Raw genomic sequence first — 21,988 nt, forward strand, 5'->3', positions numbered from 1 at the left:
CCGGTGTCGGGGGTGCGGGGCTGCTAGCCCTGCGTGAGCTGGCGTAAGAAGGTCTCGGCGAGGGCCTTGGAGGAGTACGGGTTCTGGCCCGTGGTCAGCTTGCGGTCGACCACCACGTGCGAGTCCCAGATGGCGTCGGCCTTCTCGTACCGTGCGCCGAGCCGGGTGAGCTCCACCTCAAGGATGAACGGGAGCCGGCCGGCCATGTTGGTGACGAGCTCCTCGCTGTGCGAGAACGCGGTCATCCGGTAGCCCTCGAAGGGCCAGCGGCCCTCGCCGTCGCGGAGCGCGAGCAGGGAGGTGTGGCCGTGGCAGACCGTGGCGAGCGGCTTGTCCTGGGCGATGGCCCAGCGCAGCAGCTGGGCGAGCTCGTCGGACTTGGGCAGGTCGCCGATGGCACCGTGGCCGCCGCTGATGTAGATGCCGTCGTAGCCGGCGACGTCCTTCTCGCCGAGGGACTCCAGGGCGAGGGGCTTCTTCAGCTGCGGGGTGGACTCGATGGCGCGGACGTACTGGGCCGCGTTCGCGGCGTCGTTGTCCTCGGAGCCCTGCGGGCGGACCCACTTCAGGAAGTCCGGGTCGATGCTGGTCCGGTCGACCGTGGGGGCCTGGCCGCCGATCGTCGCCACGTCGACGGAGTGCCCGGCGGCGCGGAAGATCTCATAGGGGACGACGAATTCCTCGGCCCAGAAACCCGAGGGATGCAGCTCCCCGTCCAGCAGATGGAGCGTGGCCTTGGCCGTCATGACGACGAGAATCTTCATGACCTTGATCTCCTTGTTCTGGATTCGCTGCCGATTCAACACGCCCCGTGTCAAAGGGCGTAAGGGGGTGACGTCAGGCACGCGATACTTCGTCACGTGCGTCCAGTGCGATGCCGAGCGCCGAGATGATGGTGCGGAATTCACCGACCAGGGGGTGGTCGGGATGGGCGTCGGCGAATATGCGTTCTCCGTACAGCGCGGCCATTTCCGGCACATAGGGCAGGATTCCGGCAAGGGGTGCGCCGTAGACCTCCTCCACGCGCCGGGCGGCCAGTTCCCGGTCCATGCCGTCCGGCGCCATGCTCATCACCAGGGCCCGGCGACAGGCCAGCCGGCCGGCCAGGGCGAGGGTCTCCTCCACCCCGGACAGGTCGATGCGGTCCGCCCTGGCCAGGAGCACCAAGACGTCGGCGCTGGCCATGGCGGTCACCGACTCGTTGTTCAGGCCGGCGTGCGTGTCGAGCAGCAGCACGTCCAGCCCGTACGTATCGGCGAACCGGTCGAAGCCCTCGGGCAGCAGCCCGACGTCGTACCCGGTGGCCATGATCTCCCGAAGGGCGGTGGTGCCGTTCCGGGCGGGTACGACGAACAGTCCGGACCGGGCCACCGGCACGGCGGCGGCTTCGATCTCGCACCGGCCGAGCAGGTAGTCGGTGAGCGAACCGCCGCCCGGCGGGAGCCGGAACAGCAGGTCCAGGGTGGGCGACTGGATGTCGGTGTCGACCACGCCGACCCGGTGCCCGGCGGCGGCCAGCAGCAGCGCCAGGTTGGCCAGGACCGTGGACTTCCCCGTTCCGCCGCGGTGGGAGTGCACCACGATGGTCCGGGTCATCAGGCCACCTCCCGCTCCCGGTACCCTGCTCCGCCGCCGTGCGGCCCCCGCGCCGCACGTGGCCGGTGCAGGGCCAGCATGGTGACGTCGTCGTGCTGCTCGGCGGTCCCGGTGTGCTCGCGCACCGCCGAGTCCATCCGGTCCAGCACGTCCTTCCCGGTGAGCGGCCGGCCCTCGCGCCCGGCGCGGAGCAGGTCGAGCATCTTCTCGTCGCCGAGGAACCGCCCGTCCGGACAGCGGGCCTCGGGGACCCCGTCGGTGAACACGAAGAGGGTGTCGCCGGGGTCGAGCTGGGCGTAGCCGAGGGTGTAGACGCAGTCGGGCAGGACGCCGACCGCGGGCCCGGTGACGTCCAGGGCGACGGGTGTGCCGCCGTCGGCGCCGAGCAGCAGCGGCGGATTGTGACCGCCGTTGATGTAGACCAGGCTGCCGGTGAGCGGGTCGAGGACGCCGAAGAACAGCGTCGCGAAGTACCCCTGGCGCAGGTGGTTGCGGGTCAGGTAGCCGTTGGTGGCGGTGACCGCGTTGAGCAGCGGGGTGGCCCCGACGACGGGGATCCGGCCGCCGGAGCGGCCGGCCGCCACCAGGTGCTGCAACCCGCTGTGTTCGGCGGTGTGCCGGAGCAGGGAGCGGATGAGCGCCATGAAGAGCGCCGCGCCGACCCCCTTGTCGCAGACGTCGGCGACGACCAGGGCGAGCCGGCGGCGGTGCACCAGCTCGAAGACGTCGTAGAAGTCCCCGGCGACCTGCCGGGCCGGGCGGAAGCGGACGTCGATCTCCCAGCCCTCGGGGACCGGCAGTGCCTCCGGGAGGAAGCCGGCCTGGATCTCCCGGCCGATCTCCAGCTCCTTCTCGTAGCTCATCAGTTCGGCGCGGGCGTCGGCCTCGTGCAGCGTGCGGCCGAGCTCGGCGCGCTCGGTGCAGCTGTGCAGGCGGGCCCCGACGAGGGCCGGCAGGAAGGGCGGCACGAGGTAGTCGTGGCCCAGCCGGACGTGTTCCTCCAGTGCTGCGAAGTCGTCCACCGTCCAGACCACCACGATGGGGGCCACGTACCGGCGGCGCAGCCGGCGCACGGCCGTCCGCACGGACTCCCCCGGCGCCCGGGCGGGGGCCAGGAGCACGTCGGCCTCGGGCAGCCCCTCCCGCGGGCCGGAGAGCAGCTCCGAAAGGGTCCGTTCGACCAGCGCCGCGTCCATGGTGCGGAGCGCGGCGAGCAGGCTCTCGGGGGGCGGCGGGTGGTCGGCGAGGATGATCACGGTCGTGGAGGGCATGGGTCCGTCCCCTCGGCCTTCACGGTGAGTGTGCTGATGTTCCGGCCGTCGTGCCGGACGTAGCTGAACTCGTCGACGCTGGTGAGGGCGAGGTGGATGCCGAGGCCGCCGATCCGGCGCTGCTCCAGGGGCAGTCCGGTGGCCGGCGGGAGGCAGCCGGCCACCGGGTCGAACTCCGGGGCGCTGTCCTCGACGGTGATCCTCGCCCGCCCGGGGCCGGAGCGGCCCCGGACGGTGATCCGTCCGTCGCCGCCCCGGTACCCGTGCATGACGATGTTGGTGGCGAGTTCGTCCACGGCCAGCCGCAGCCGGTAGGCGGCCCGCCGGTCCAGCCCGGCCCGTCCCGCCACCGCCTGCACGAAGGAGGCGATGGCGGAGAGCGAGCCGAAGCTGGCCGGTACCTGCAGTTCACCGGCGGCCGGCTGGGTCAGCGGGGACCCCTTGCGCGGTGGGTGGTTCTCATTCATCGGAGAGGACGATGCTGCGGTCCAGCCCCGCCGTGCGGATGGTGCGGGCGACCGGCTCGATCGCGCCGACCACCTTGATGGTGACGTTGCCGGCGACCTTCTGCTGGGCGAAGACCAGCGAGCGCAGTCCGGCGCTGGCCAGGTAGCCGACCCCGGCCATCCGGATCTCGACGGTGGTGGTGCCGTGCCCGGCGGCCTTCTCGATGGTCTGGTGGAACTCCGGGGCGGTGCTCGCGTCCAGCTCGCCCGTCAGCTCGATGACGGTGGTGTCGCCCTCGATGCTCAGGGACACGGAAAGCGGCATGTCAGTCTCCTTCGTTGGTGCGGCCCACGAGGATCACCACTGAGCGCGGGCCGATGAGGTACGTGCCGGCGTTGTCGAGCTCGGTCTCCGTGCCCGGGGTGCGGATGTCGTCCGGGGCCTTCGCCCCGGTGTCGGCGAACAGGTGCCAGGTACGGCCCCCGGGCAGGGCGGGCAGCTCCAGGTCGTGCGCCTCCCAGTGGGAGTTCATGGCGACGTACACCACGTCGTCGTCCCCCGCTCCGCAGCGGGCCACCGCCAGCAGCCGGCTGTCCTCGGACCAGTCGGGCTGCCAGGCCCGGGTGCCGTGCCAGCTGATGTCGGGCAGGCCCAGGCCGGCCCGGATGGCGCCGGTGGGGTGCTCGGTGGAGCGGAGCTCCCGGTGATGCTTGCGGAAGGCGATCATCTGCCGGGTGAACTCCAGCAGTTCGGCGTTCTGCTCGACCTGGTCCCAGTCGAACCAGGAGAGTTCGTTGTCCTGGCAGTAAGTGTTGTTGTTGCCCTGCTGGGTGCGGCCGACCTCGTCACCGGAGAGGATCATCGGGATGCCCTGGCTGACGAGCAGGATGGCGAGGGCGTTCTTCATCTGCCGGAGCCGTACCGCGTTGATCTCCGGGTCCTCGGTGGGACCCTCGGCGCCGTGGTTCCAGCTGTTGTTGTCGTTGGCGCCGTCGTTGTTGTTCTCGCCGTTGGCCTCGTTGTGCTTGTCGTTGTACGAGACCAGGTCGGCGAGGGTGAACCCGTCGTGCGCGGTCAGGAAGTTGACCGAGGCGGCGGGTCCGCGGCCGGCGTAGAGGTCGGGCGAGCCGGCGATGCGGGTGGCGAGCTCCCCGACGACCCCGGTGTCGCCCTTGACGAAGCGGCGTACGGTGTCGCGGTACTTGCCGTTCCATTCGGCCCAGCGGCCGTACGCCGGGAAGTTGCCGACCTCGTAGAGCCCGGCCGCGTCCCAGGCCTCGGCGATGAGCTTGGTGTGCCGCAGGACGGGGTCGAAGGCGAGCAGTTCCAGCAGCGGCGGGTTGGGCAGCGGGGTGCCGTCCAGGGCCCGGCCGAGGATGGCCGCGAGGTCGAAGCGGAAGCCGTCGATGTGGTAGTCGGCGACCCAGTGGCGCAGGCAGTCCAGCACGTAGTTGCGGACCACGGGGTGGTTGCAGTTGACGGTGTTGCCGGTGCCGCTGAAGTTGAAGTAGTAGCCCTCGGGCGTGAGCATGTAGTACGTGGAGTTGTCGAGGCCCTTGAAGCTGATGGTGGGGCCCTGCTCGTTGCCCTCGGCGGTGTGGTTGAAGACCACGTCGAGGATGACCTCGATGCCGGCCGCGTGCAGGTCCTTGATCAGCGTGCGGAACTCGTCGCCCTGCATGCCGTAGCGTCCGGTGGCCGCGTAGCCGGCCTTCGGGGCGAAGAACGAGACGGTGTTGTAGCCCCAGTAGTCGTAGAGCTTCTCGCCGGTCTCGGGGTTGCTGCGCGGGTTGTCGCTCTCGTCGAACTCGAACACGGGCAGCAGCTCGATGCAGTTCACCCCGAGTTCCTTCAGGTACGGGATCTTCTCCCGCAGGCCGGCGAAGGTGCCGGGGGCGGTGACGCCCGAGTTGGGGTGCCGGGTGAAGCCGCGGACGTGGGCCTCGTAGACGACCAGGTCCTCCGCGGGGATCCGCAGCGGGCTGTCGTCGCCCCAGTCGAAGTCCTGCAGGCAGACCCGGGACCGGTACTGGTAGCCGCGGCTGTAGTCCGGCGGTACGCCCCACACGTCGCGGCCGGAGATCAGCCGGGCGTAGGGGTCGGAGAGGACCTGGCGGGCGTCGAAGCGGTGGCCGGACACCGGGTCGAAGGGGCCGTCGGCCCGGTAGCCGTACTCGATGTTCTCGTGGTCGAGGCCGAAGACCGTCATGGCGAAGACGCTGCCCATGCGGAATTCCTCGGGGAACTCCAGCTCGGCCATCGGCTCGGGCTCTCCGCGCTTGAAGATGACCAGGGTCATGGAGGTGGCCTGGTCGGAGAAGACGGAGAAACTGACCCCGCCGGGGACCACATTGGCCCCGAAGGGGAACGGCTTGCCCGCGCGGACGCGGTACCCGCCCACTTCGTGGGTCGGGTACGCGTCCACGCGCAGGACCTGTTCGGTGCGCGTCTCGGTCATCGGCCGGCCTTGCCGGCTCCGGCCGCGGCCCTGGCCTTCTGCTTGGCCTCGGCCGCGGCGGCCTCACCGGTCTCGAAGAAGTCCAGGAAGCCGGTGGCCGACATGACGAACCGGACTTCCTCGCTCACCCCGTACAGGGTGACGGCGACCCCGGCGTGCTGGGCCTCGCGGTAGACCACGAGGAGGGTGCGCAGGCCGGCGCTGGAGACGTAGGTGACGGCCGTGAGGTCGATCTTCAGCGGCCGGCCCTCGCGGACCAGCGGCAGCAGGGTCTCCAGCAGCGAGCCGGAGGTCTCACTGTTGATCTCGCCGGTGGCGACGACGACGGTGCCCGTCTTGTTCCGGCGTTCCTTGACGTTGAGAGACATTGCCTTCCCCTTTCTGCGGGGCCCCCGTTAGCCCCTACTTGGTCTCCGGCCGGAGACGGACCTTGACCCGGACCCTGCTCTGGACGTCGGGCAGGTGGACGGTGAGGGCGGTGGCGTCGAAGTCCGTCCACGGCTTCTCGTCGATCTCGACGGAGGCGATGGTCACCGAGCCCGCGGGCAGCAGGTCCGGCGAGACGCGCAGCACGCGCCCGGGCAGGTCGGTCGGGTCGGGCTTGAAGTGGAAGTCCATCTCCCGGCCGTTGATGAGCAGGTTGTTGTAGACGGCGGCGAGGTAGCACAGCTCCGCCGAGTGGTACATGGACATCGAGTGGCTGCCCTTGAGCCGCTCGGTGCCGAGCAGGTACGGCGTGCCGCTGGCGAGCACGTTGAAGTAGACGGCTCCCTCGTCGTGGTCGAGGAAGAAGGTGTTGTAGAAGGACTGGGCCTGACGGGCCTCCTTCTTGAAGTCCGCGCCGCCGAGGGTGCCGTGCAGGATGAGGTAGGCGAGGATCGCCTGCTCCTGCTGCCACCACGCCTTGCGGTCGTGCCAGGCGAAGCGGTACGACTCCTCGTCGCCGCTCTTGAGCCGCTCGACCACGTCGTACCAGCCGCCGCGCTGCAGGTCGCTGCCGACGGCGGGCATGATCTCGCCGATCTTCTTCGCGAGGTCGGTGTAGGCCGGCTTGTCCTTCAGCGAGTTCATCCGCATCAGGTTCCAGGCGATCTTCAGGTTGTGGCCGACCACCGCGCGGTTCTGCTGCCAGCTGTGCGCGGTGTCGTGGGACCAGTCGCGGAAGAAGCGTTCCTGTACGAAGGGGCTGTTCTTGTAGTCCGGGAACTTGTCGGCGATGGTGTCGAAGGTGTACTCGAGGAAGTCGGCGTAGCGCTGCTCCCCGGTCGCCAGGTACAGGTTGATCAGGTAGGCGGGCGCGTGGTCGCCGACCGAGTTCCAGTTCTTGCGTTCGGCGTTCTCGCCGAGCGACTCGTGGTCGGCGCTGAACAGGATCGGGTCGATGTGCGAGTAGTAGCCGCCGAGTTCCTCGTCCTTGAAGAACTTGTCGAACAGCCGGATGGTGGCGTCGGCGTCGTTCTTGATCCGGCTGTCGCCGGTGACCCGGTAGGTCTGGATCGGGCCGGCCAGCGCGTAGATCTGCTCGTACATCGGGATGGCGTCGTAGTCGTCGGAGAACTCCGAGGTGAACAGCTTCTTCTCGGTGTCCCCGTCCACGCTGATGCCGTGGTACCAGTAGACGACGTCTTCCTCGCTGTCCACGACCCGCATGTGCTTGCGCAGGTACTCGGTGCCGCGCTCGGCGACCTCCAGGTACTCGTCCTTGCCGGTCAGCAGGTAGGCCGAGGCCATGCCGTAGACCAGGCGGGAGATCGTGTCGGTCTCCTGGACGTGGCTGGCGGTCTTGTCGCCGCCGAGCCGGATCTCGGTGCGGTACTCGGTGAAGTCGACCGGCCCGTCACCGAACTGCGCCTTGCGGTAGAAGGAGGCGAGGGACTCGATCTGCTTGATCCACCAGCCGGACTCCTCGAACCGGTGGTCCTCGGCTCCGCGGCCCAGGAAGACCAGCCGCTTGGCCTCGAAGCGGCCGCCCTGCTCCGGGTAGTGGACGCCGTAGACGAAGAGGAACCGGCCGGGCGAGAGCATCTCGTCCAGGTGCCCGGAAGCGTCGATGTACGGCTCGTCCAGGTTGCGGACCAGTTCGGCGCTGGGGCCGGAGGCCAGGGACACCCGGAAGGTGCGGTCGTCGGCGGTGTGCAGCCTGAGCTGCCGGCTCTCCGAGTCGAAGTGGTCGATGTATCCGGCGATGGTGTCCGAGAAGGAGAAGCTCACGGCGTCTGCCATGGGTTTACACACCGTCCTTTGTCGTGTCGGCATCGTCCTGGTAGCCCTGGCTGACCTCGACGATCACCCCGTCGGGGTCGCGCAGCCAGACGGTCCGCCAGCCGCAGATGAAGTCGTCGAAGTCGAGAGGGCCGAGGGTCACGTCGGCCGCTTCCCCGATGGCGGCGAGGAAGGCGTCGACGCTGTCGGTCTGGAAGGCGAGGTGCCGGATCCGGCCGGGGGCCGGGGGTCCGTCGTTCTCCGCCTGCCGGGCCGGCTCGGCGCCGGCCGGGAAGAGCTCCAGGTACGCGTCCCCCTTGCGCAGGAAGACGATCTGCGTGTCGCCGAGGTCCACCACCCGGGCCCGGGCGAAGCCGAAGTACCGGGTGTAGAACTCCTCGGTGGTCTTCTGGTCGGCGCAGTTCAGGCCCACGTGGGACCAGCGCATCAGCCGGCCCCCCGGCCCCGCCCGGCGGCGATCAGGTCGATGATCCGGCGGGCGAACAGGTGGTGGTGGGCGCCGGTGCGGCCGGTCACCAGGTCTCCGTCGACCACCACGTCCTCGTCGACGTACTCCCCGCCCATGTTGCGGACGTCGCCGATGAGGTTGTTGTGGCAGACCACCTTGCGGCCGCGGATCTTGCCGGGGATGGAGGAGGCCAGCCACATGCCGTGGCAGATGATCCCCTTGAGGACCGTGGGCTCCTCGAAGGCCCGGCGCAGCAGCTCGGTGGCCGGCGCGAGCACGTCGACGTCCTCGGTGTAGCGCAGCCGGTCGGCCACCATGCCGGAGGGCACGATGAGGGCGGAGTACCGGCGCAGGTCCTCGTCGGTCAGCCCCTCCAGGGACTGGTCCGCGGTGAACGGGGCCCGGTACTCGTGCCCGGAGAAGGTGATGGAGTCGTTGCCCCACAGCCGGGTCAGGAAGTCGACCTCGGCGCCCTCCTCGGCGAACCGGCGCTGGTAGTAGAAGATCTCCGGCTCGTAGAAGTCGCTCTCGACCAGGACCGCGATCCGGGTTCCGGTGAGCGGACCCTCGCGCAGTACCGCACCGTCAGACACGGGAGACCCCCTTCATGAAGTCCGCCGCACGCTCGGCGATCATGGCGATGGCGGCGTGGCAGTTGCCGGAGGGCACCGCGGGCATCACGCTCGCGTCGACCACCCGGAGCCCGCGGACGCCGTGCACCCGCAGCTGGGGGTCGACGACGGAGAGGTCGTCGATGCCCATGCGGCAGGAGCCGGACTGGTGGTGGTAGCTCTCCGACTTCTGCTTCACGAAGGCGCGCAGCTCGTCGTCGGTGACGGTGCCCGGGCCGGGCTGGAGCTCCTGCTTGTACCAGGGTGAGAAGGCGGAGGTCCCGAAGATCTCGCGGGCCAGTTTGACGCCCTGCACCATCCGCTCCAGGTCCCAGCGGTCGCCCAGGTAGTTCGGGTGGATCAGCGGGTGGGCCAGCGGGTCGGCGCTCGCGAGCCGGATCCAGCCGCGGGAGACGGGCCGGACGACGCCCGGCAGGATGGACACCGTGTTGGGGTGGTCCTGGCCGACGATCACGTCGAAGGGCACGTGGACGAAGGCGATCTGCAGGTCGGGCGCGGGCAGACCGGGCTGCGAGGACAGGAAGAGAGCGCTCTCGGAGAGGTTCTGGGTCGGCGCCGGCAGTTCCTGGGTGACCTCGGCCATCAGGCCGGTCAGCACGTGGTTGTGGAAGTTCTCGCCGACACCGGGGACGGCGGCGGTGACCGCGATGCCGTGCTCGGCGAGCCGGTCCGGGGCGCCGATGCCGGAGAGCAGCAGCAGCTTCGGGGACTCGATGGCGCCGGCCGCGACGATCACCTCGCGGCGGGCCCGCACGGTGTGCGTTCCGGGCTCGCCGGTGGTGCCGGCGGCGTCCCGCACGGTCCGGCCCGGGAAGTCGGCGGGCGGGGTGGTCTGCACGTACTCGGCACCGGTGCAGGTGGTCCCGTCGAACAGCAGCCGGGTGGTCTGCGCGCCGGTGCGCAGGGTGAGGTTGGGCCGGGTCAGGGCCGGTTCCAGGTAGGCGGCCAGGGCGCCCTGACGGCGGCCGTCGGCCACGTCGATGTGGTGCCAGCCGGTGCCGAACAGGCCGCGGCGCGGGCCGTCGGTGTTGAAGTCGGCGATCTCCTGGTGGCCGAGTTCCACGGCGGCGTCGATGAAGGCACGGGAGACCGGGTTGGGGCTGTGCCGGCCGGCGTTGGTGATCCGCTGCGGGCCGCCGGTGCCGGTGGTGGCGGCGGTGACGTCCTCCTGGGACTCCAGCAGCGCGAAGTAGGGGAGCACGTCCTCGTACGCCCAGCCGGCCGCGCCCTGGTAGGCCCAGTTGTCGAAGTCCGAGGCGTGGCCCCGGATGTGCATCATGATGTAGAGGTTGCTGCTGCCACCGGGCGCCTTGCCGCGGGGTTCGTACGTACGGCGGCCGTCCAGGCCGGGCTGCGGGACGCTGGTGTAGCCCCAGTCGACGGGCCCGCCCAGCAGCTTGTACCAGGACGAGGGGTCGTCGACCTCGGGCGGGATGCGGGAGCCGCCCGCCTCCAGGACCAGCACGGAGACGCCGGGGTCCTCGGAGAGGCGGTTGGCCAGGACGCTGCCGGCGGTGCCGGAGCCCACGATCACGTAGTCGTACTCGGTGCTTCCACGGGTGTCCATCGTGCCCGCCCCTCAGTCCTGGCTCAGGACCTGGAAGGGGACCGTGTCGTGGTAGTTCGCCATGTACGCGATCTTTCCGTCCACGATCCGGAAGTAGTTCATGACCTCGGCCTCGATGGCCTCGCCGGAGGCGCTGACGGCGCTCAGGTGGGAGACGGCCGCGGCCTGGGTGCTGCCGGGCTGGTCCGCGCCGGGGGCGGGCCGGTCCACGATGAAGTGGACGGGCTTGTTCTGGAAGACCCGGTACATGTCCCCCATGCCCTTCATCATCGAGCGCAGGGTGTCCAGGCCCTCGATGTGTCCGGCCAGCTGCTCGTCCATGACCTGGTCGTCGGCGAACAGGTCGCACCAGCGGTCCCAGTCGCCTGCGTTGGCGTACTCGTAGTACTTGGTGAGGATCTGTCGGGCGTCCATCGCACTCCCCCTATCGGTCCCTGCGGATGCCGTCCGGGGCGAACGGCGCCCAGAACTGGCTGAACGCGGTCGCGGTGTCGCCGAAGAGGCCGTCACGGCCCTCGACGACGCGCCCGTCGCTCCAGCGCATGAAGTGGAAGACCTGGTAGTCCATCCGCTCGTACGGAGACCCGGTCGTCTCCGCCGCGCCGGCCCGCAGGCCGGTGTTGCGGCAGACGTCGGCGGAGCAGTCGTCGCCGACGAGGATCGCCTCGATGTCCATGCGGAAGGTGCCGTCGGTGAGCTTGTGGGTCTGCCCCATCAGCTCCAGGAAGGCGTCCAGGCTCTCGTACCAGCCGGCCAGCGGGTGGTTGCCGGGGACCAGCCAGCGCAGGTCCTCGGAGTAGTACTCCAGGATCTTGGTCCGGTCCCCGGAGCCCAGGGCCCGGTAGGCGGCCTGCACCCGTTGCGGGGTCACTCGGGTCATCGTCCGCGCCCCTCTCAGAGCGAGCCCGAACCGGGCATCGGGGCCAGGTCGTTGACCGTGTAGACGGCGATCCGGGGGCCGTTCGGTCCGGCCACCACGGTCCAGGTCTGGTCGGCGTCGAAGCCGAGCCACTCGCTGCGGGCGGCCGGCGGGTCCCAGATCTTGGCCTGCCAGTTGACGAGCACCCGGACGGTGGCGCGGTCCCCGCCTGCCTCGATGACGGGCTCCACCTTGGTGACGGTGTGCACCTCGTCGAAGAACCGGGTGGTGACGGCCTCGTACCAGCGTCCGAAGCCCTCGTGCCCGAGGAAGGTGTCCTCGGGGACCTTGAACTCCAGGTCCCCGGTGATGAAGGCCAGTACCTGGTCCAGCGGGACGTGCCGGTCCAGGGCCGCGTACCACTGCTCGGCGAAGCTGCGGATCGCGTCCTCGGTCAGCCGGTCGGCGGGCATGTGTCCTCCGTTTCGCGTAGGTTCGGATCGCGTATGGGTCGATCACGGACGGGGTCGGACCGCGACCGGGGTCAGATCTGGATGTCGACGAGGAACGGCCCGGGGTGGCTGATCATCCGGTTCACCGCCGCGGCCGCCTCGTCCGGCTTCTCCACCCGGGTGCCGCCGGCTCCCAGGGCGCGCGCCAGCCCGGCGAAGTCGATCTCCGGGTGGGACAGGTCGAAGGACCCGGGGAAGGCGTGCGCGGCGATGTCACGCTCCCGCCAGTACTGCTCGATGTTGTCGTCGAGCAGCCGGTACTTGCGGTTGTTGCAGACCACGAACTTGGCGTCGATGCCGTGCCGGACCGCGGTCCACAGGGCCTGGAACGTGTACATCGAGCCACCGTCGCCGGAGAACCCGACGACGAGCCGGTCCGGGCGGGCCAGTTTGGCCCCGACCGCGCCGGGGAAGCCGACGCCGAGCGAACCGCCCCGGGTGAGGTGGTAGTCGCCGGGCCGCTCCGCCGGCAGGTGGGCGGTGACCAGCGGCGAGGTGGTGAGCGCCTCGTCGAAGACGATCAGGTCGCCGCCGGTCCGTTCGGCGAGGGTCTTCAGGAACAGCGCCATCGGGCTGCCGTCGTCCGCCGCCGAGTGCGCTGCGCGGGCCCGCTCGCGGGCGCGGACGTCGAGCCGGGCGGCCGCGGCGGCCCGGGCCTGCGGGGTGAGCCGCCGGTCCAGTACGCCGGCCAGCTCGCGCAGCGCGGTCCTGGGGTCGGCGGCCAGGCCGAGATCGACCGGGTGGTTCTTGGCGATCTCATAGGTGTTGAGGTCGATGTGGACGATCCGCGCGTCCTCCCGGAACGGGCTGACCAGCTCGGGGAACACCTCGGGGAAGACGTAGGTGCCGACGATCAGCACCGCGTCCGCCTCCCCGATCAGCTCCTTGCTGTGCGGGCCGAACATGTGCCCGGTCTGGCCGCGCCGCAGCGGGTGCGAGGCCGGGATGTTGACCTCGGAGGAGTCGACCTCGTACACGTCGGCGCCCAGCAGCTCGGCGACGGCGGCGAGTTCGTTCTGCGCACCGGAGAGGGCGACCCCGTCGCCGACGAGCACCACGGGCCGCTGCGCGGAGCCGAGCAGTTCGGCGGCCCGCGCCACCGAGGCCGGCGAGGGCGCGACGTCGGTGAGCGGCACGGTGGCCGGCAGCACCGGTTCGGAGTTGAGCTCGTCCAGGACGTCCATGGGCAGGGCCACGAACACCGGTCCGCGGGGCGGGGTCAGGGCGATCTTCACCGCCCGGCGGATGGTGCGGAGCACCGAGTTCGGGTCGGTGACCCGGGTCGCGTACTTGGTGACCGGGCGGGCCATGGCCACCAGATCGGCGGCCATCTGGGCGTCCATGGCGTCGTAGCGGACCCCGGCGTCGCCCGCGACCACCACCAGCGGGGTGTGGCCGCGGAGCGACTGGTAGAGCATCCCGATGCCGTTGCCCAGGCCCACACCGGAGTGCAACTGGAGCAGGGCGGCACCGCCGGTGGCCCGGGCGTAGCCGTCGGCGATGCCGGCGGCGACGGTCTCCTGGAGAGCGAGGACGTACCGGAAGTCCTCCGCCGCGTCGACCGCGTCGAGGAATCCCTGTTCCACCGTGCCGGGATTTCCGAACATCACGTTCAGGCCGTCGGCCTTGAACTGCTCGATCAGCCTTTCCCGACCGGGAGTGGGCGGCGTATTCGGCGTGGCTCCCATGACTTCCCTTTCCCCTCCGTTACCACCCGTACCGAGTGAGACCGTTCTCCAGGACTTCCACGATCTTCTGCCCCGTGAGGTACGAGTCGGGGGTCGAACGCCCGGTGACGAACGGGAAGTCCACGATCACCGAGACGGGCTTTCCGAAATTGCCGTGGTACGCCCCGCGCGGGCCGGTGGCATCGCGCAGGATGTACTCCAGCGGGTACGGCGGCGGGCCCATGTTGAAATCGGTACCGAGGAATCCGGTGCCGTCCTTGTAGTCGTACTCCTTGCAGTGGCCGGTGACGTGCTTGCCCCAGATGATGCTCTTGCGGTCGTCCCAGTCCCGGGCGAAGGCCAGGCAGGCGACGCCGTAGCACTCGGCGGCGACGACCTTGCCGGCCTTCTTGAACGCCAGGATCAGGGCGTGCACGCGCTCGTTGTTGGCGAGGTCGGCGATGGGGCCGCTGCCTCCCACGATGAGGATCGCGTCGTATTCGGCGATGTCGGCGTCGAGTTTGTCGAGATCGCGGTGGTACTGCTCCAGCTTGCGCAGATAGCCCTCGTCGCTCGTGTACGGGCGCTCGGGCACCCATGCCTCGATGTCGAGCGGCGAGTCCAGCCGGCTCGACTGCTCGAACTCGACTCCCAGCCGGGCGTTCTCCTCGGTGGTCACCGAGCGGCCCAGCGGCGGGTCGACGTACTTCGCGTCGAGGCTCGGCGGAAGTGCGTGCGCGCGCTTTCCGGTCGGGGTGGCGAATACGACTTCGTAGCCCCGCTCGTCGAACTTCGAAACCGGGCCTATCAGTTCCTCGGCCCAGTAACCGTGTTCGGAGACAATGACCAGAATCTTTCTGCTCACGGATTCCTCCAGGCGCCGCCTGTTGTCGTTGGCGTCGTCCACACTGGTCTCGCGGGGGGCCTCCGTCAAAGCGCCCGTGTGCGACTTCGTGAGGTAGAAAGCGGGGCGGCGGCGGCACCTCAGGAAGTCTCCGGCGATGTCATGAAGTCGGCTCCGGACTTCATGACATCGGCCGAATCACTGAACCGTTCCGCGTCCGTGGTGATTACCTTCTCCAGGAATCATGGACCACGGAAGGACGGGGCCGGTGGACAGCATGTGCACGCACATCGATCAAATACGTCCGGTGCGGGCGGGTACCGACGGCTGTGCCGAGTGTCTGGCACTGGGCGACGGCTGGGTGCATCTGCGGATGTGCCTGAGCTGCGGACACGTGGGCTGCTGCGACTCCTCGAAGAACCGTCACGCCACGAAGCACTACCGGAAGACCGACCACCCCATCGCCGCGAGCCACGAGGCCGGCGAGGACTGGGCCTGGTGCTACGCCGACGAGCTCATGCTGGACCCGGCGTGAGCGCGGCACGGGAGACCGCGGGCGGAACCGCGGAGCGGACCCCGGGCGCCGCCGCCGCACCGGCCAGGGGCGCGGCCGCCGCGGCGGCCCCCGCGACGGCCGCCGAGAGCCGCAAGCCCGTCATCCTGGCCGTGGACGACGACCCGCAGGTGCTGCGCGCCGTCCGCCGCGACCTGCGCAGCGCGTACGGGGACCGCTACCGGGTGCTGGGCGCCTCCTCGGCCGCGGACGCGCTGAAGATCCTGGACTCCCTGGACGAGCGCGGCCACGACCCGGCGCTGTTCCTGGTGGACCAGCGGATGCCGGACGTGACGGGCGTGGAGTTCCTGCTGGAGGCCGTCAGCCGGTTCCCCGACGCCCGCCGCGTGCTGCTGACCGCGTACGCCGAGACGGACGCGGCGATCACCGCGATCAACCGGGTCCGCCTGGACTACTACCTCCTCAAGCCCTGGGACCCGCCGCACGAGCGGCTGTTCCCGGTCCTCGACGACCTGCTGTCGGACTGGCTGGCCACCTACCGGCCGGCGTACGACGGGATCATCGTCGCCGGGCACCTGGTCTCCCCCGGCACCCACGCCGTCCGGGACTTCTTCACCCGCAACGGGCAGCCGTTCCGCTTCCTGAACGTGGAACGCGACCCGGAGGCGCTGTCCCTGATCGCCGACCGCCCCGACGGAGCACTGCCGCTCGTCCGCTTCCCGGACGGCACGGTGCTGTCCGCGCCGGGCGACGCCGACCTCGCCAGGCAGCTGGGCCTGTCCACCACCGCCTCCCGCCCGCACTACGAGTGCGTCATCGTCGGCGCGGGCCCGGCGGGACTCGCGGCCGGCGTGTACGCGGCCTCCGAGGGCCTGTCCACGCTGATGCTGGACTCCCGCGCCCCGGGTGGCCAGGCGGGCACCTCCAGCCTGATCGAGAACTACCTGGGCTTCCCGTCCGGACTGTCCGGCGGCGACCTGACCCGGCGCGCCACCATCCAGGCGTCCCGGTTCGGCGCGGAGATCCTGCACCCGGTCGAGGTGGTCTCGCTGACCCGGGACGACCCGGCGAAGATCCTCGTCCTGGCGGACGGCACGGAGATCTCCGCCGAGACGGTGCTGCTGGCCACCGGCGTGGCCTACAACCGGCTGCCGGCCGAGGGCGCCGAACGCTTCGAGGGCGCCGGCCTGTACTACGGCGCGGCCACCACCGAGAGCTCGGCCTGCATCTCGCAGCACGTGTTCATCGTCGGCGGCGCGAACTCGGCCGGCCAGGCCGCGGTGCACTTCGCCAAGTACGCGGCCCGGGTGACGATCCTCGTACGGGCGGACTCCCTGGACGCCAGCATGTCCCGCTACCTGATCGACGAGATCGAGCGCACCCCCAACATCGAGGTCCGGGTCCGCACCACCGTGACCGCACTGCACGGCGAGGAGCACCTGGAACGGATCACCCTGCGCGATGCGGCGGCCGACACGGACAAGACAGTCCCGTGCCGTTTCATGTTCACCTTCATCGGCGCCCGCCCGCACACGGACTGGCTGGCCGGCGTGGTGGAACGCGACGACCACGGGTTCGTGCTCACCGGCTCGGACCTGATCTCCAACGGCGGCGAGCTGCCCGCCGAGTGGAGCCTGGAGCGCGCCCCGTACCCGCTGGAGACCAGCGTCCCCGGGGTCTTCGCGGCGGGCGACGTACGGGCCCACTCGGTCAAGCGGGTCGCGTCGGGCGTCGGCGAGGGGGCGATGGCGGTCTCCCTGATCCACCGGTACCGCTCGATGGGGTGAGCGGCACGGGGCCGGGCGGCGCTCGGCCGACAGCGAACACGGGACGGCGCCGCGCCGGAAGGCTTGCGATCAAGCAACCAACGGACGCAACGTTGATTACATGATTACAGCCGAACAGCGAGAAGAACTCCGCGGCTGGTTCGCCGGCCGCCTGCCGGTGGACGTCTACGAGGAGCTCGTCGAGGTCGTGGTCGACCGCGAGGAGATCACCGTCGTCGGCCGCATCCCGGCGAACGAGTCGGTGAAGGCGTTCCGCGAACGCACCCGCGAGCAGCGCGTCGAAGTGGCCCGCGAGGCCGAACAGCTCTACCGCCGCAAGGTCGCCTGGGGCGTCCAGGCGGATGACGAGCGCGTCCTGTTCACCCACCTGGCCGTCCCGGTCATGACCCGGCTGCGCCAGTCCGAACGCCAGGTGCTGGACCTCCTGGTCGCGGGCGGCGTGGCGCGCAGCCGGGCCGACGCCCTGGCCTGGTGCGTCCGTCTGGTGGGCCGCAACACCGGGTCCTGGCTCGCCGAGCTGCGCGACTCCCTGGACCAGGTCCAGCGGGTCCGCGCCCAGGGCCCGGACGTGGCCGCGGAGGCGAGCACCGACGCAGCCGGGGACCAAAAGCAGGAGGTATCGGACCCGGACTCCCAGAAGTCCGGACCCGAATGAGGGATCACTCGCCCGGGAAGCGTTGATCGGGAAGGGTTGGGCAGGTCGGCGTACGCACCGTCGGCCGAACACAGGGAGACACACGACATGACCACGACCGTCGAGTACATCCGCTACCGGATCGCGTTAGACGACCAGCCGGCGTTCGAGGACGCCTACCGGCGGGCCGCCGAATCGCTGGCAGCCGCACCGGAGTGCATCGACTACGAGCTGACGCGTTGCCAGGAGGAGCGCGAGCGGTACATCCTGCGCATCCGCTGGACCTCGGTGGAGGACCATCTGCAGGGCTTCCGCAAGGGAGAGCACTTCCCCGCGTTCTTCACCGCGATCCGCCCGTACGTCACGGCCATCGAGGAAATGCAGCACTACCTCCCCACCGACGTCATCGGCACCGGAAAGGCCCCGGAACAGTCATGAGCAGCAGCACGCCCACGATCTACGAGTGGATGGGCGGGGCCGAGGCGATGAACCGCCTCACCGAAGCGTTCTACGGCCACGCCCTCCAGGACGAGATCCTGGCCCCGGTGTTCGCGGGCATGGACGCCGAGCACCCGCAGCACGTGGCGGTCTGGCTCTCCGAGGTGTTCGGCGGCCCGTCCGACTACACCGCACACCACGGCGGCCACCAGCACATGGCCACCAAGCACCTGGGCCGCGCCATCACGGAGAAGCAGCGCCGCCGCTGGGTCGACCTCCTCCTCGACACCGCCGACGAGGTGGGCCTCCCCACGGACCCGGAGTTCCGCGCGGTCTTCGTCTACTACATCGAATGGGGCACCCGCATGGCCCTGATCTACTCGGGCGAGAACCCTCCCCCGGTGGACGCGGCCAAGATCCCCGTCTGGGGCTGGGGCCAGACACCGCCCTGGATCCCGAAGTCCTGACACGAGGCGGGGCCGGCACCCACCGGCCCCGCCGCCGTTCGGCACGGACAGCCGGGACGGACGGCCGGGACGGATCACCGGCACGGACACCCGGGACGGACAGCCGGGCGGAACGGATCGCCGGGACGGATCGCCGGGACGGACAGCCGGGCGGGACGGACAGCCGGAACGGACAGCCGGGCGGGACGGACAGCCCGGACGGACAGCCGGGCGGGACGGACAGCCGGAACGGACAGCCGGAACGGACAGCCGGGACGGACAGCCGGGCGGGACGGACGGCCGGAACGGATCGCCGGGACGGACAGCCGGGCGGGACGGACAGCCGGGACGGGGGCCTAAACCCGGGCTAATCCCGCGCGGCAGCCACCACGACCTCCAGCGCCGGCCCGTTCCCCGTCTCCTGCCAGTACGCGGCCGCCTCCTCCAGCACCTCCCGCAAGACCTCCCAGTCCCCGGGCCGCACCCGCTCCAGTTCCTCCCACCCCGTCACGGCCACCAGCCGCCCCGCGGCCCCCGGAAGCCAGGACAGGTCCTCCAGGCAGTCCGCCAGCGCGTCCCAGTTCCGCCCGAACCACTCCGGCAGCGCGAACGCCTCCGCGCACACGTCCATCAGCCGCGCCTTCGTCCGTACGCCGCCCAGGTCGAGCCGCAGGACCGTCCAGCCCGCCCGCTCGGCGGCGGCCAGCGCGGGAGCCAGCGGATGCCGCGCGTCCTCGGTCATCGGAGCACCGCCCTGAAGGTGTCGTAGTGGTCGTCCGTGTAGTAGAGCTCGCCGCCCCCACCGGTCACGATCCGCCGCGCCCCGCGGTCCCGCTCCCCCGGCGTCCGCACCGTGTACTCGCGGTAGTAGCCCCGCTTCTGCTTCGGCAGCGCCCGCTCGAAGTTCCCGAACACGGACCCGTCCTGCCGGTGGGGATACGGGCCGCCCTCGTCGATGAGCGCCAGGGTCTCCCTGGCCTGCGGCGGCAACCGGTCGACCCGGACGGTCCGCATGCCCTCGGCCCAGCCGGGCGTGGCGACCGCACCGGCCGACGGAGCCGCCGGCCCGGAAGGCGCACTCCCGCACCCGACGGCCCCGACCGCCACGGCCAGACACAGGACGAGGGCGCCGAGCCCCCGCGACAGCCGCGGGCAGCGCGGCCCGGACCACGGAATCGGCCGCACCCACCGGACCACGTTCCGGAAGATCATGCGCCCGATGCTGCCGCAAATCCCCTACGCCCGCGAGTCACCCGAGCCGACCGGGCGCCAGGACGCGGGACCGGGAAACTCACTGGTCCGGGTCGGCCCGCTCCAACGCCGGCCGCAGCCCCGGCTCGGACTCGGTCAGCAGGTAATCGGCGGCAGCGGTGTCCGTCACCAGGCTCGTCACCAGCCCGGACCGCAGCACCGCCCCGATCGCCGACGCCTTCCGCACCCCGCCCGCGATCGCCACGACCTCCGGGATCCGCCGCAGCCGGTCCGCCTCGACGGTGATGCACCGCTCACCGAGGTCCCGGCCCACACGCCGCCCCTGCGAGTCGAACAGGTGCGCCGACATCTCGGCGGCCACGCCCAGCGAGGCGTAGTGCGCGCGCTCCTCGTCGGACAGCATGTCGTGCACGGTGGAGATGCCCGGCTCCCACGACCCGATCGACACCGCGGCCACGGTCACCTTGTCGAAGTATTCGAACGCCCGCGCGATCCCGGTCTGGCTGCGCAGCGCGGCCGCCGTCGCCGGGTCGGGCAGCAGCATCGGCGCGTAGATCGGGTGCGCGTCACCGCCCGACACCTGGGCGGCCCGGCGCACCGCCTCCACCGACCCGCGCTCCGCCGTGCCGGCGTCGTAGACACCGGTCAGCTGCACGACGGTGCACTGCGGGAGCCGGTGCAGGGCGGCGGCCATGTGAATGGTCGACCGCCCCCACGCCAGGCCCAGCACATCGCCCTCGTTGACCAGCTCACCGAGCAGGTCCGCGGCGACCGCGCCCAGGTTCTCGGGGTCGGGTGCGTCGTCGGTCACCTCGGCGGGCGACTCGACGACCACGGCGTGCCGCAGCCCGTACCGGGCGCGCAGCGCGTCCGAACGCTCCGCGTCCAGCTCGGCCGGCACCCGGATCTCGATCCGCACGAGATCCCGCTCGAGGGCGGTCTCCAGGACCCGGGCCACCTTGAAGCGGCTCACGCCGAACTCCTCGGCGATCTGGATCTTCGACTTGCCCTCGAGGTAGAAGCGGCGGGCCATGGCCGCCGCCTGCACCAGCTCCGCGGGTCCCATCCGCAGGGCTGACCGTCCCGCCGACATTGCAGACACCGCGTTCTCCTCCCTGCTGTTCACACTCTCGACTCGCCGTTCATCCTGTCAGATCCGGCGACGGTTGATCAGCCCGGACAGCAGGCGTTCACCGAGCTGTTCACCAACGATCGCCTCCGTTGTCCCTGTGGTGTCTCAGTGGTCGCAGGCCCAGGGAGCGGCGGCGATCGCGGCGCCCGCCTGCTCCCGCAGGGTGCGCACGGCCGCGGCCGGGTCGACGGCCCCGTACACGGCGCTGCCGGCCACGAACACGTCCGCGCCGGCCTCGGCGCAGCGTTCGATGGTGGACGCCGAGACCCCGCCGTCCACCTGGAGCCAGAGGTCGAGCCCGTGCTTGGCGATGAGCTCCCGGGTACGGCGGATCTTGGGCAGCATCACGTCCAGGAAGGGCTGCCCGCCGAACCCGGGCTCGACGGTCATGATCAGCACCATGTCGAGTTCGGGAAGGATGTCCTCGTAGGCCTCGATGGGCGTGGCGGGCTTGAGCGCCATCGACGCCCGCGCCCCCTTGGCCCGGATCTCGCGCGCCAGCCGGATGGGCGCGCCCGCCGCCTCCGCGTGGAAGGTGATCGACCCCGCACCGGCCTCCACGTACTGGGGGGCCCAGCGATCGGGGTCCGCGATCATCAGATGCAGGTCCAGCGGGGTGTCCGTGGCACGGCTGAGCGACTCCACGATCGGCATGCCGAGCGTGAGGTTCGGGACGAAGTGGTTGTCCATGACGTCGACGTGCAGCCAGTCGGCCCCCTCCACCGCCTTCGCCTCATCGGCGAGTCGGGAGAAGTCCGCGGACAGGATGCTGGGATTGATCTGAACGGCCATGCCCCAAGCGTGCCATGCCCGCGGCGACTCTCGGCCACGACCCCCGAGAGCAAATCATCACCTCACACAACCCGAAGAACTTTTGACTCCCCCTGACAAACGACGCACGCCCGAAGAGCACAAAACGCAACGCGAACCCGGAGGGCGAGAGCGCGTAGCGATCGATCGCGGCCTATGCCCGGCCCCCGGCAGGCCGCATCCGCCAATCAGCAGGAGCGCGTAGCGATTTGGGGCGCCCGGACCGACCTAAATCACATACATCTGATCCACTTCACCACTGCCCCCGCCCGAAGGGCGGCCGGCCGAGCGACAGCCACTGCCCGTGCCCGCCAACGCCAGACCATCAGGATCCGAAGGCTCCTCCCATGCCATCCCCCGGGGGCCGCCCGACAGTCCTTGTCGTTGCGTGACGGCCGTCGGCGTCAAGGGTGGCCCAACGGGCCATCGGCTTGCCGACGCGACCAACGGGAGCGCCCTTGACGCCGACGGCCGGCACGTAATGACACTGG

At 70.5% G+C, this 21,988-nt stretch carries 25 protein-coding genes; 5 read left to right on the forward strand and 20 right to left on the reverse strand.

Features of this window, described 5'->3' with window-relative positions; translation table 11 throughout:
* Positions 1 to 23: 23 nt before the first annotated feature.
* From AC067U_RS34865 to AC067U_RS34940, 16 genes are all read right to left on the reverse strand, one after another.
* Positions 24 to 764, reverse strand: coding sequence for a type 1 glutamine amidotransferase domain-containing protein (locus AC067U_RS34865; protein ID WP_478833859.1), 741 nt, complete (start codon positions 762 to 764; stop codon positions 24 to 26).
* Positions 765 to 837: 73 nt separating this feature from the next.
* Positions 838 to 1,596: a MinD/ParA family ATP-binding protein gene (locus tag AC067U_RS34870; protein WP_478833860.1), complete on the reverse strand. Its 759-nt coding sequence runs from the start codon at positions 1,594 to 1,596 to the stop codon at positions 838 to 840.
* Positions 1,596 to 2,867, reverse strand: a complete 1,272-nt coding sequence (locus AC067U_RS34875; protein ID WP_478833861.1) for a PP2C family protein-serine/threonine phosphatase — start codon at positions 2,865 to 2,867, stop codon at positions 1,596 to 1,598. Before AC067U_RS34875 ends, AC067U_RS34870 begins: the two co-directional genes overlap by 1 nt.
* On the reverse strand, positions 2,849 to 3,334 hold the full coding sequence (locus tag AC067U_RS34880; RefSeq protein WP_478833862.1) for an ATP-binding protein: 486 nt from the start codon (positions 3,332 to 3,334) through the stop codon (positions 2,849 to 2,851). Before AC067U_RS34880 ends, AC067U_RS34875 begins: the two co-directional genes overlap by 19 nt.
* Positions 3,327 to 3,638, reverse strand: coding sequence for an STAS domain-containing protein (locus tag AC067U_RS34885; RefSeq protein WP_478833863.1), 312 nt, complete (start codon positions 3,636 to 3,638; stop codon positions 3,327 to 3,329). The genes AC067U_RS34880 and AC067U_RS34885 overlap by 8 nt, the downstream gene beginning before the upstream one ends.
* 1 nt (position 3,639) lies before the next feature.
* Entirely contained in the window at positions 3,640 to 5,772 is a 2,133-nt protein-coding gene (glgX, locus tag AC067U_RS34890; protein ID WP_478833864.1) for a glycogen debranching protein GlgX, read from the reverse strand.
* The gene (locus AC067U_RS34895; RefSeq protein WP_478833865.1) at positions 5,769 to 6,140 is read right to left on the reverse strand and encodes an STAS domain-containing protein; all 372 of its coding nucleotides are present in this window, start codon (positions 6,138 to 6,140) and stop codon (positions 5,769 to 5,771) included. The genes glgX and AC067U_RS34895 overlap by 4 nt, the downstream gene beginning before the upstream one ends.
* 34 nt (positions 6,141 to 6,174) lie before the next feature.
* Positions 6,175 to 7,995, reverse strand: a complete 1,821-nt coding sequence (locus AC067U_RS34900) for an AGE family epimerase/isomerase (RefSeq protein ID WP_478833866.1) — start codon at positions 7,993 to 7,995, stop codon at positions 6,175 to 6,177.
* A gap of 4 nt (positions 7,996 to 7,999) precedes the next feature.
* Positions 8,000 to 8,422 (reverse strand): VOC family protein, encoded by a 423-nt coding sequence (locus tag AC067U_RS34905; protein ID WP_478833867.1) that lies wholly within the window; start codon positions 8,420 to 8,422, stop codon positions 8,000 to 8,002.
* On the reverse strand, positions 8,422 to 9,036 hold the full coding sequence (locus tag AC067U_RS34910; RefSeq protein ID WP_478833868.1) for a DJ-1/PfpI family protein: 615 nt from the start codon (positions 9,034 to 9,036) through the stop codon (positions 8,422 to 8,424). The genes AC067U_RS34905 and AC067U_RS34910 overlap by 1 nt, the downstream gene beginning before the upstream one ends.
* Positions 9,029 to 10,642, reverse strand: a complete 1,614-nt coding sequence (locus tag AC067U_RS34915) for a GMC family oxidoreductase (protein WP_478833869.1) — start codon at positions 10,640 to 10,642, stop codon at positions 9,029 to 9,031. Before AC067U_RS34915 ends, AC067U_RS34910 begins: the two co-directional genes overlap by 8 nt.
* 12 nt (positions 10,643 to 10,654) lie before the next feature.
* Positions 10,655 to 11,056 (reverse strand): nuclear transport factor 2 family protein, encoded by a 402-nt coding sequence (locus tag AC067U_RS34920; RefSeq protein ID WP_478833870.1) that lies wholly within the window; start codon positions 11,054 to 11,056, stop codon positions 10,655 to 10,657.
* Between the two features lie 10 nt (positions 11,057 to 11,066).
* Positions 11,067 to 11,522: a nuclear transport factor 2 family protein gene (locus AC067U_RS34925; RefSeq protein WP_478833871.1), complete on the reverse strand. Its 456-nt coding sequence runs from the start codon at positions 11,520 to 11,522 to the stop codon at positions 11,067 to 11,069.
* A 14-nt stretch (positions 11,523 to 11,536) separates the two neighbouring features.
* On the reverse strand, positions 11,537 to 11,974 hold the full coding sequence (locus tag AC067U_RS34930) for a nuclear transport factor 2 family protein (protein WP_478833872.1): 438 nt from the start codon (positions 11,972 to 11,974) through the stop codon (positions 11,537 to 11,539).
* A 71-nt stretch (positions 11,975 to 12,045) separates the two neighbouring features.
* On the reverse strand, positions 12,046 to 13,701 hold the full coding sequence (locus AC067U_RS34935; protein ID WP_478833873.1) for a thiamine pyrophosphate-binding protein: 1,656 nt from the start codon (positions 13,699 to 13,701) through the stop codon (positions 12,046 to 12,048).
* A gap of 19 nt (positions 13,702 to 13,720) precedes the next feature.
* Positions 13,721 to 14,545, reverse strand: a complete 825-nt coding sequence (locus tag AC067U_RS34940) for a type 1 glutamine amidotransferase domain-containing protein (protein WP_478833874.1) — start codon at positions 14,543 to 14,545, stop codon at positions 13,721 to 13,723.
* Positions 14,546 to 14,801: 256 nt separating this feature from the next.
* Between AC067U_RS34940 and AC067U_RS34945 the strand changes: the two genes are divergently transcribed.
* From AC067U_RS34945 to AC067U_RS34965, 5 genes are all read left to right on the forward strand, one after another.
* Positions 14,802 to 15,059 carry a UBP-type zinc finger domain-containing protein gene (locus tag AC067U_RS34945; RefSeq protein WP_478833885.1) on the forward strand — a complete coding sequence of 86 codons (258 nt, stop codon included), beginning with the start codon at positions 14,802 to 14,804 and terminating at the stop codon, positions 15,057 to 15,059.
* Between the two features lie 131 nt (positions 15,060 to 15,190).
* Positions 15,191 to 16,825: an FAD-dependent oxidoreductase gene (locus tag AC067U_RS34950; RefSeq protein ID WP_478833886.1), complete on the forward strand. Its 1,635-nt coding sequence runs from the start codon at positions 15,191 to 15,193 to the stop codon at positions 16,823 to 16,825.
* A gap of 100 nt (positions 16,826 to 16,925) precedes the next feature.
* Complete coding sequence (locus AC067U_RS34955; protein WP_478833875.1) at positions 16,926 to 17,480, forward strand: hypothetical protein; 555 nt, start codon at positions 16,926 to 16,928, stop codon at positions 17,478 to 17,480.
* Between the two features lie 87 nt (positions 17,481 to 17,567).
* Positions 17,568 to 17,897 (forward strand): putative quinol monooxygenase, encoded by a 330-nt coding sequence (locus tag AC067U_RS34960; RefSeq protein WP_365113811.1) that lies wholly within the window; start codon positions 17,568 to 17,570, stop codon positions 17,895 to 17,897.
* On the forward strand, positions 17,894 to 18,364 hold the full coding sequence (locus AC067U_RS34965) for a group II truncated hemoglobin (RefSeq protein ID WP_478833876.1): 471 nt from the start codon (positions 17,894 to 17,896) through the stop codon (positions 18,362 to 18,364). Before AC067U_RS34960 ends, AC067U_RS34965 begins: the two co-directional genes overlap by 4 nt.
* A gap of 346 nt (positions 18,365 to 18,710) precedes the next feature.
* On the opposite strand, the gene AC067U_RS34970 is transcribed toward AC067U_RS34965, so the two are convergent.
* The 4 genes from AC067U_RS34970 to rpe form a co-directional block, all read right to left on the reverse strand.
* Positions 18,711 to 19,085: a barstar family protein gene (locus tag AC067U_RS34970; RefSeq protein ID WP_478833877.1), complete on the reverse strand. Its 375-nt coding sequence runs from the start codon at positions 19,083 to 19,085 to the stop codon at positions 18,711 to 18,713.
* On the reverse strand, positions 19,082 to 19,555 hold the full coding sequence (locus AC067U_RS34975) for a guanyl-specific ribonuclease (RefSeq protein ID WP_478833878.1): 474 nt from the start codon (positions 19,553 to 19,555) through the stop codon (positions 19,082 to 19,084). The genes AC067U_RS34970 and AC067U_RS34975 overlap by 4 nt, the downstream gene beginning before the upstream one ends.
* Before the next feature lie 79 nt (positions 19,556 to 19,634).
* The gene (locus tag AC067U_RS34980) at positions 19,635 to 20,648 is read right to left on the reverse strand and encodes a sugar-binding transcriptional regulator (RefSeq protein WP_478833887.1); all 1,014 of its coding nucleotides are present in this window, start codon (positions 20,646 to 20,648) and stop codon (positions 19,635 to 19,637) included.
* Positions 20,649 to 20,792: 144 nt separating this feature from the next.
* The gene (gene rpe, locus AC067U_RS34985; protein WP_478833879.1) at positions 20,793 to 21,479 is read right to left on the reverse strand and encodes a ribulose-phosphate 3-epimerase; all 687 of its coding nucleotides are present in this window, start codon (positions 21,477 to 21,479) and stop codon (positions 20,793 to 20,795) included.
* Between the last annotated feature and the right edge of the window lie 509 nt (positions 21,480 to 21,988).

The sequence above is a fragment of the Streptomyces sp. NPDC043853 genome (assembly GCF_056436025.1).

Bases quoted from the DNA above. Each gene is read 5' to 3' on its own strand.
- AC067U_RS34865 (WP_478833859.1), bottom strand. From the start codon at position 764: ATGAAGATTCTCGTCGTCATGACGGCCAAGGCCACGCTCCATCTGCTG.
- AC067U_RS34870 (WP_478833860.1), bottom strand. From the start codon at position 1,596: ATGACCCGGACCATCGTGGTGCACTCCCACCGCGGCGGAACGGGGAAG.
- AC067U_RS34875 (WP_478833861.1), bottom strand. From the start codon at position 2,867: ATGCCCTCCACGACCGTGATCATCCTCGCCGACCACCCGCCGCCCCCC.
- AC067U_RS34880 (WP_478833862.1), bottom strand. From the start codon at position 3,334: ATGAATGAGAACCACCCACCGCGCAAGGGGTCCCCGCTGACCCAGCCG.
- AC067U_RS34885 (WP_478833863.1), bottom strand. From the start codon at position 3,638: ATGCCGCTTTCCGTGTCCCTGAGCATCGAGGGCGACACCACCGTCATC.
- glgX (WP_478833864.1), bottom strand. From the start codon at position 5,772: ATGACCGAGACGCGCACCGAACAGGTCCTGCGCGTGGACGCGTACCCG.
- AC067U_RS34895 (WP_478833865.1), bottom strand. From the start codon at position 6,140: ATGTCTCTCAACGTCAAGGAACGCCGGAACAAGACGGGCACCGTCGTC.
- AC067U_RS34900 (WP_478833866.1), bottom strand. From the start codon at position 7,995: ATGGCAGACGCCGTGAGCTTCTCCTTCTCGGACACCATCGCCGGATAC.
- AC067U_RS34905 (WP_478833867.1), bottom strand. From the start codon at position 8,422: ATGCGCTGGTCCCACGTGGGCCTGAACTGCGCCGACCAGAAGACCACC.
- AC067U_RS34915 (WP_478833869.1), bottom strand. From the start codon at position 10,642: ATGGACACCCGTGGAAGCACCGAGTACGACTACGTGATCGTGGGCTCC.
- AC067U_RS34920 (WP_478833870.1), bottom strand. From the start codon at position 11,056: ATGGACGCCCGACAGATCCTCACCAAGTACTACGAGTACGCCAACGCA.
- AC067U_RS34925 (WP_478833871.1), bottom strand. From the start codon at position 11,522: ATGACCCGAGTGACCCCGCAACGGGTGCAGGCCGCCTACCGGGCCCTG.
- AC067U_RS34930 (WP_478833872.1), bottom strand. From the start codon at position 11,974: ATGCCCGCCGACCGGCTGACCGAGGACGCGATCCGCAGCTTCGCCGAG.
- AC067U_RS34935 (WP_478833873.1), bottom strand. From the start codon at position 13,701: ATGGGAGCCACGCCGAATACGCCGCCCACTCCCGGTCGGGAAAGGCTG.
- AC067U_RS34945 (WP_478833885.1), top strand. From the start codon at position 14,802: ATGTGCACGCACATCGATCAAATACGTCCGGTGCGGGCGGGTACCGAC.
- AC067U_RS34955 (WP_478833875.1), top strand. From the start codon at position 16,926: ATGATTACAGCCGAACAGCGAGAAGAACTCCGCGGCTGGTTCGCCGGC.
- AC067U_RS34960 (WP_365113811.1), top strand. From the start codon at position 17,568: ATGACCACGACCGTCGAGTACATCCGCTACCGGATCGCGTTAGACGAC.
- AC067U_RS34965 (WP_478833876.1), top strand. From the start codon at position 17,894: ATGAGCAGCAGCACGCCCACGATCTACGAGTGGATGGGCGGGGCCGAG.
- AC067U_RS34970 (WP_478833877.1), bottom strand. From the start codon at position 19,085: ATGACCGAGGACGCGCGGCATCCGCTGGCTCCCGCGCTGGCCGCCGCC.
- AC067U_RS34975 (WP_478833878.1), bottom strand. From the start codon at position 19,555: ATGATCTTCCGGAACGTGGTCCGGTGGGTGCGGCCGATTCCGTGGTCC.
- AC067U_RS34980 (WP_478833887.1), bottom strand. From the start codon at position 20,648: ATGTCGGCGGGACGGTCAGCCCTGCGGATGGGACCCGCGGAGCTGGTG.
- rpe (WP_478833879.1), bottom strand. From the start codon at position 21,479: ATGGCCGTTCAGATCAATCCCAGCATCCTGTCCGCGGACTTCTCCCGA.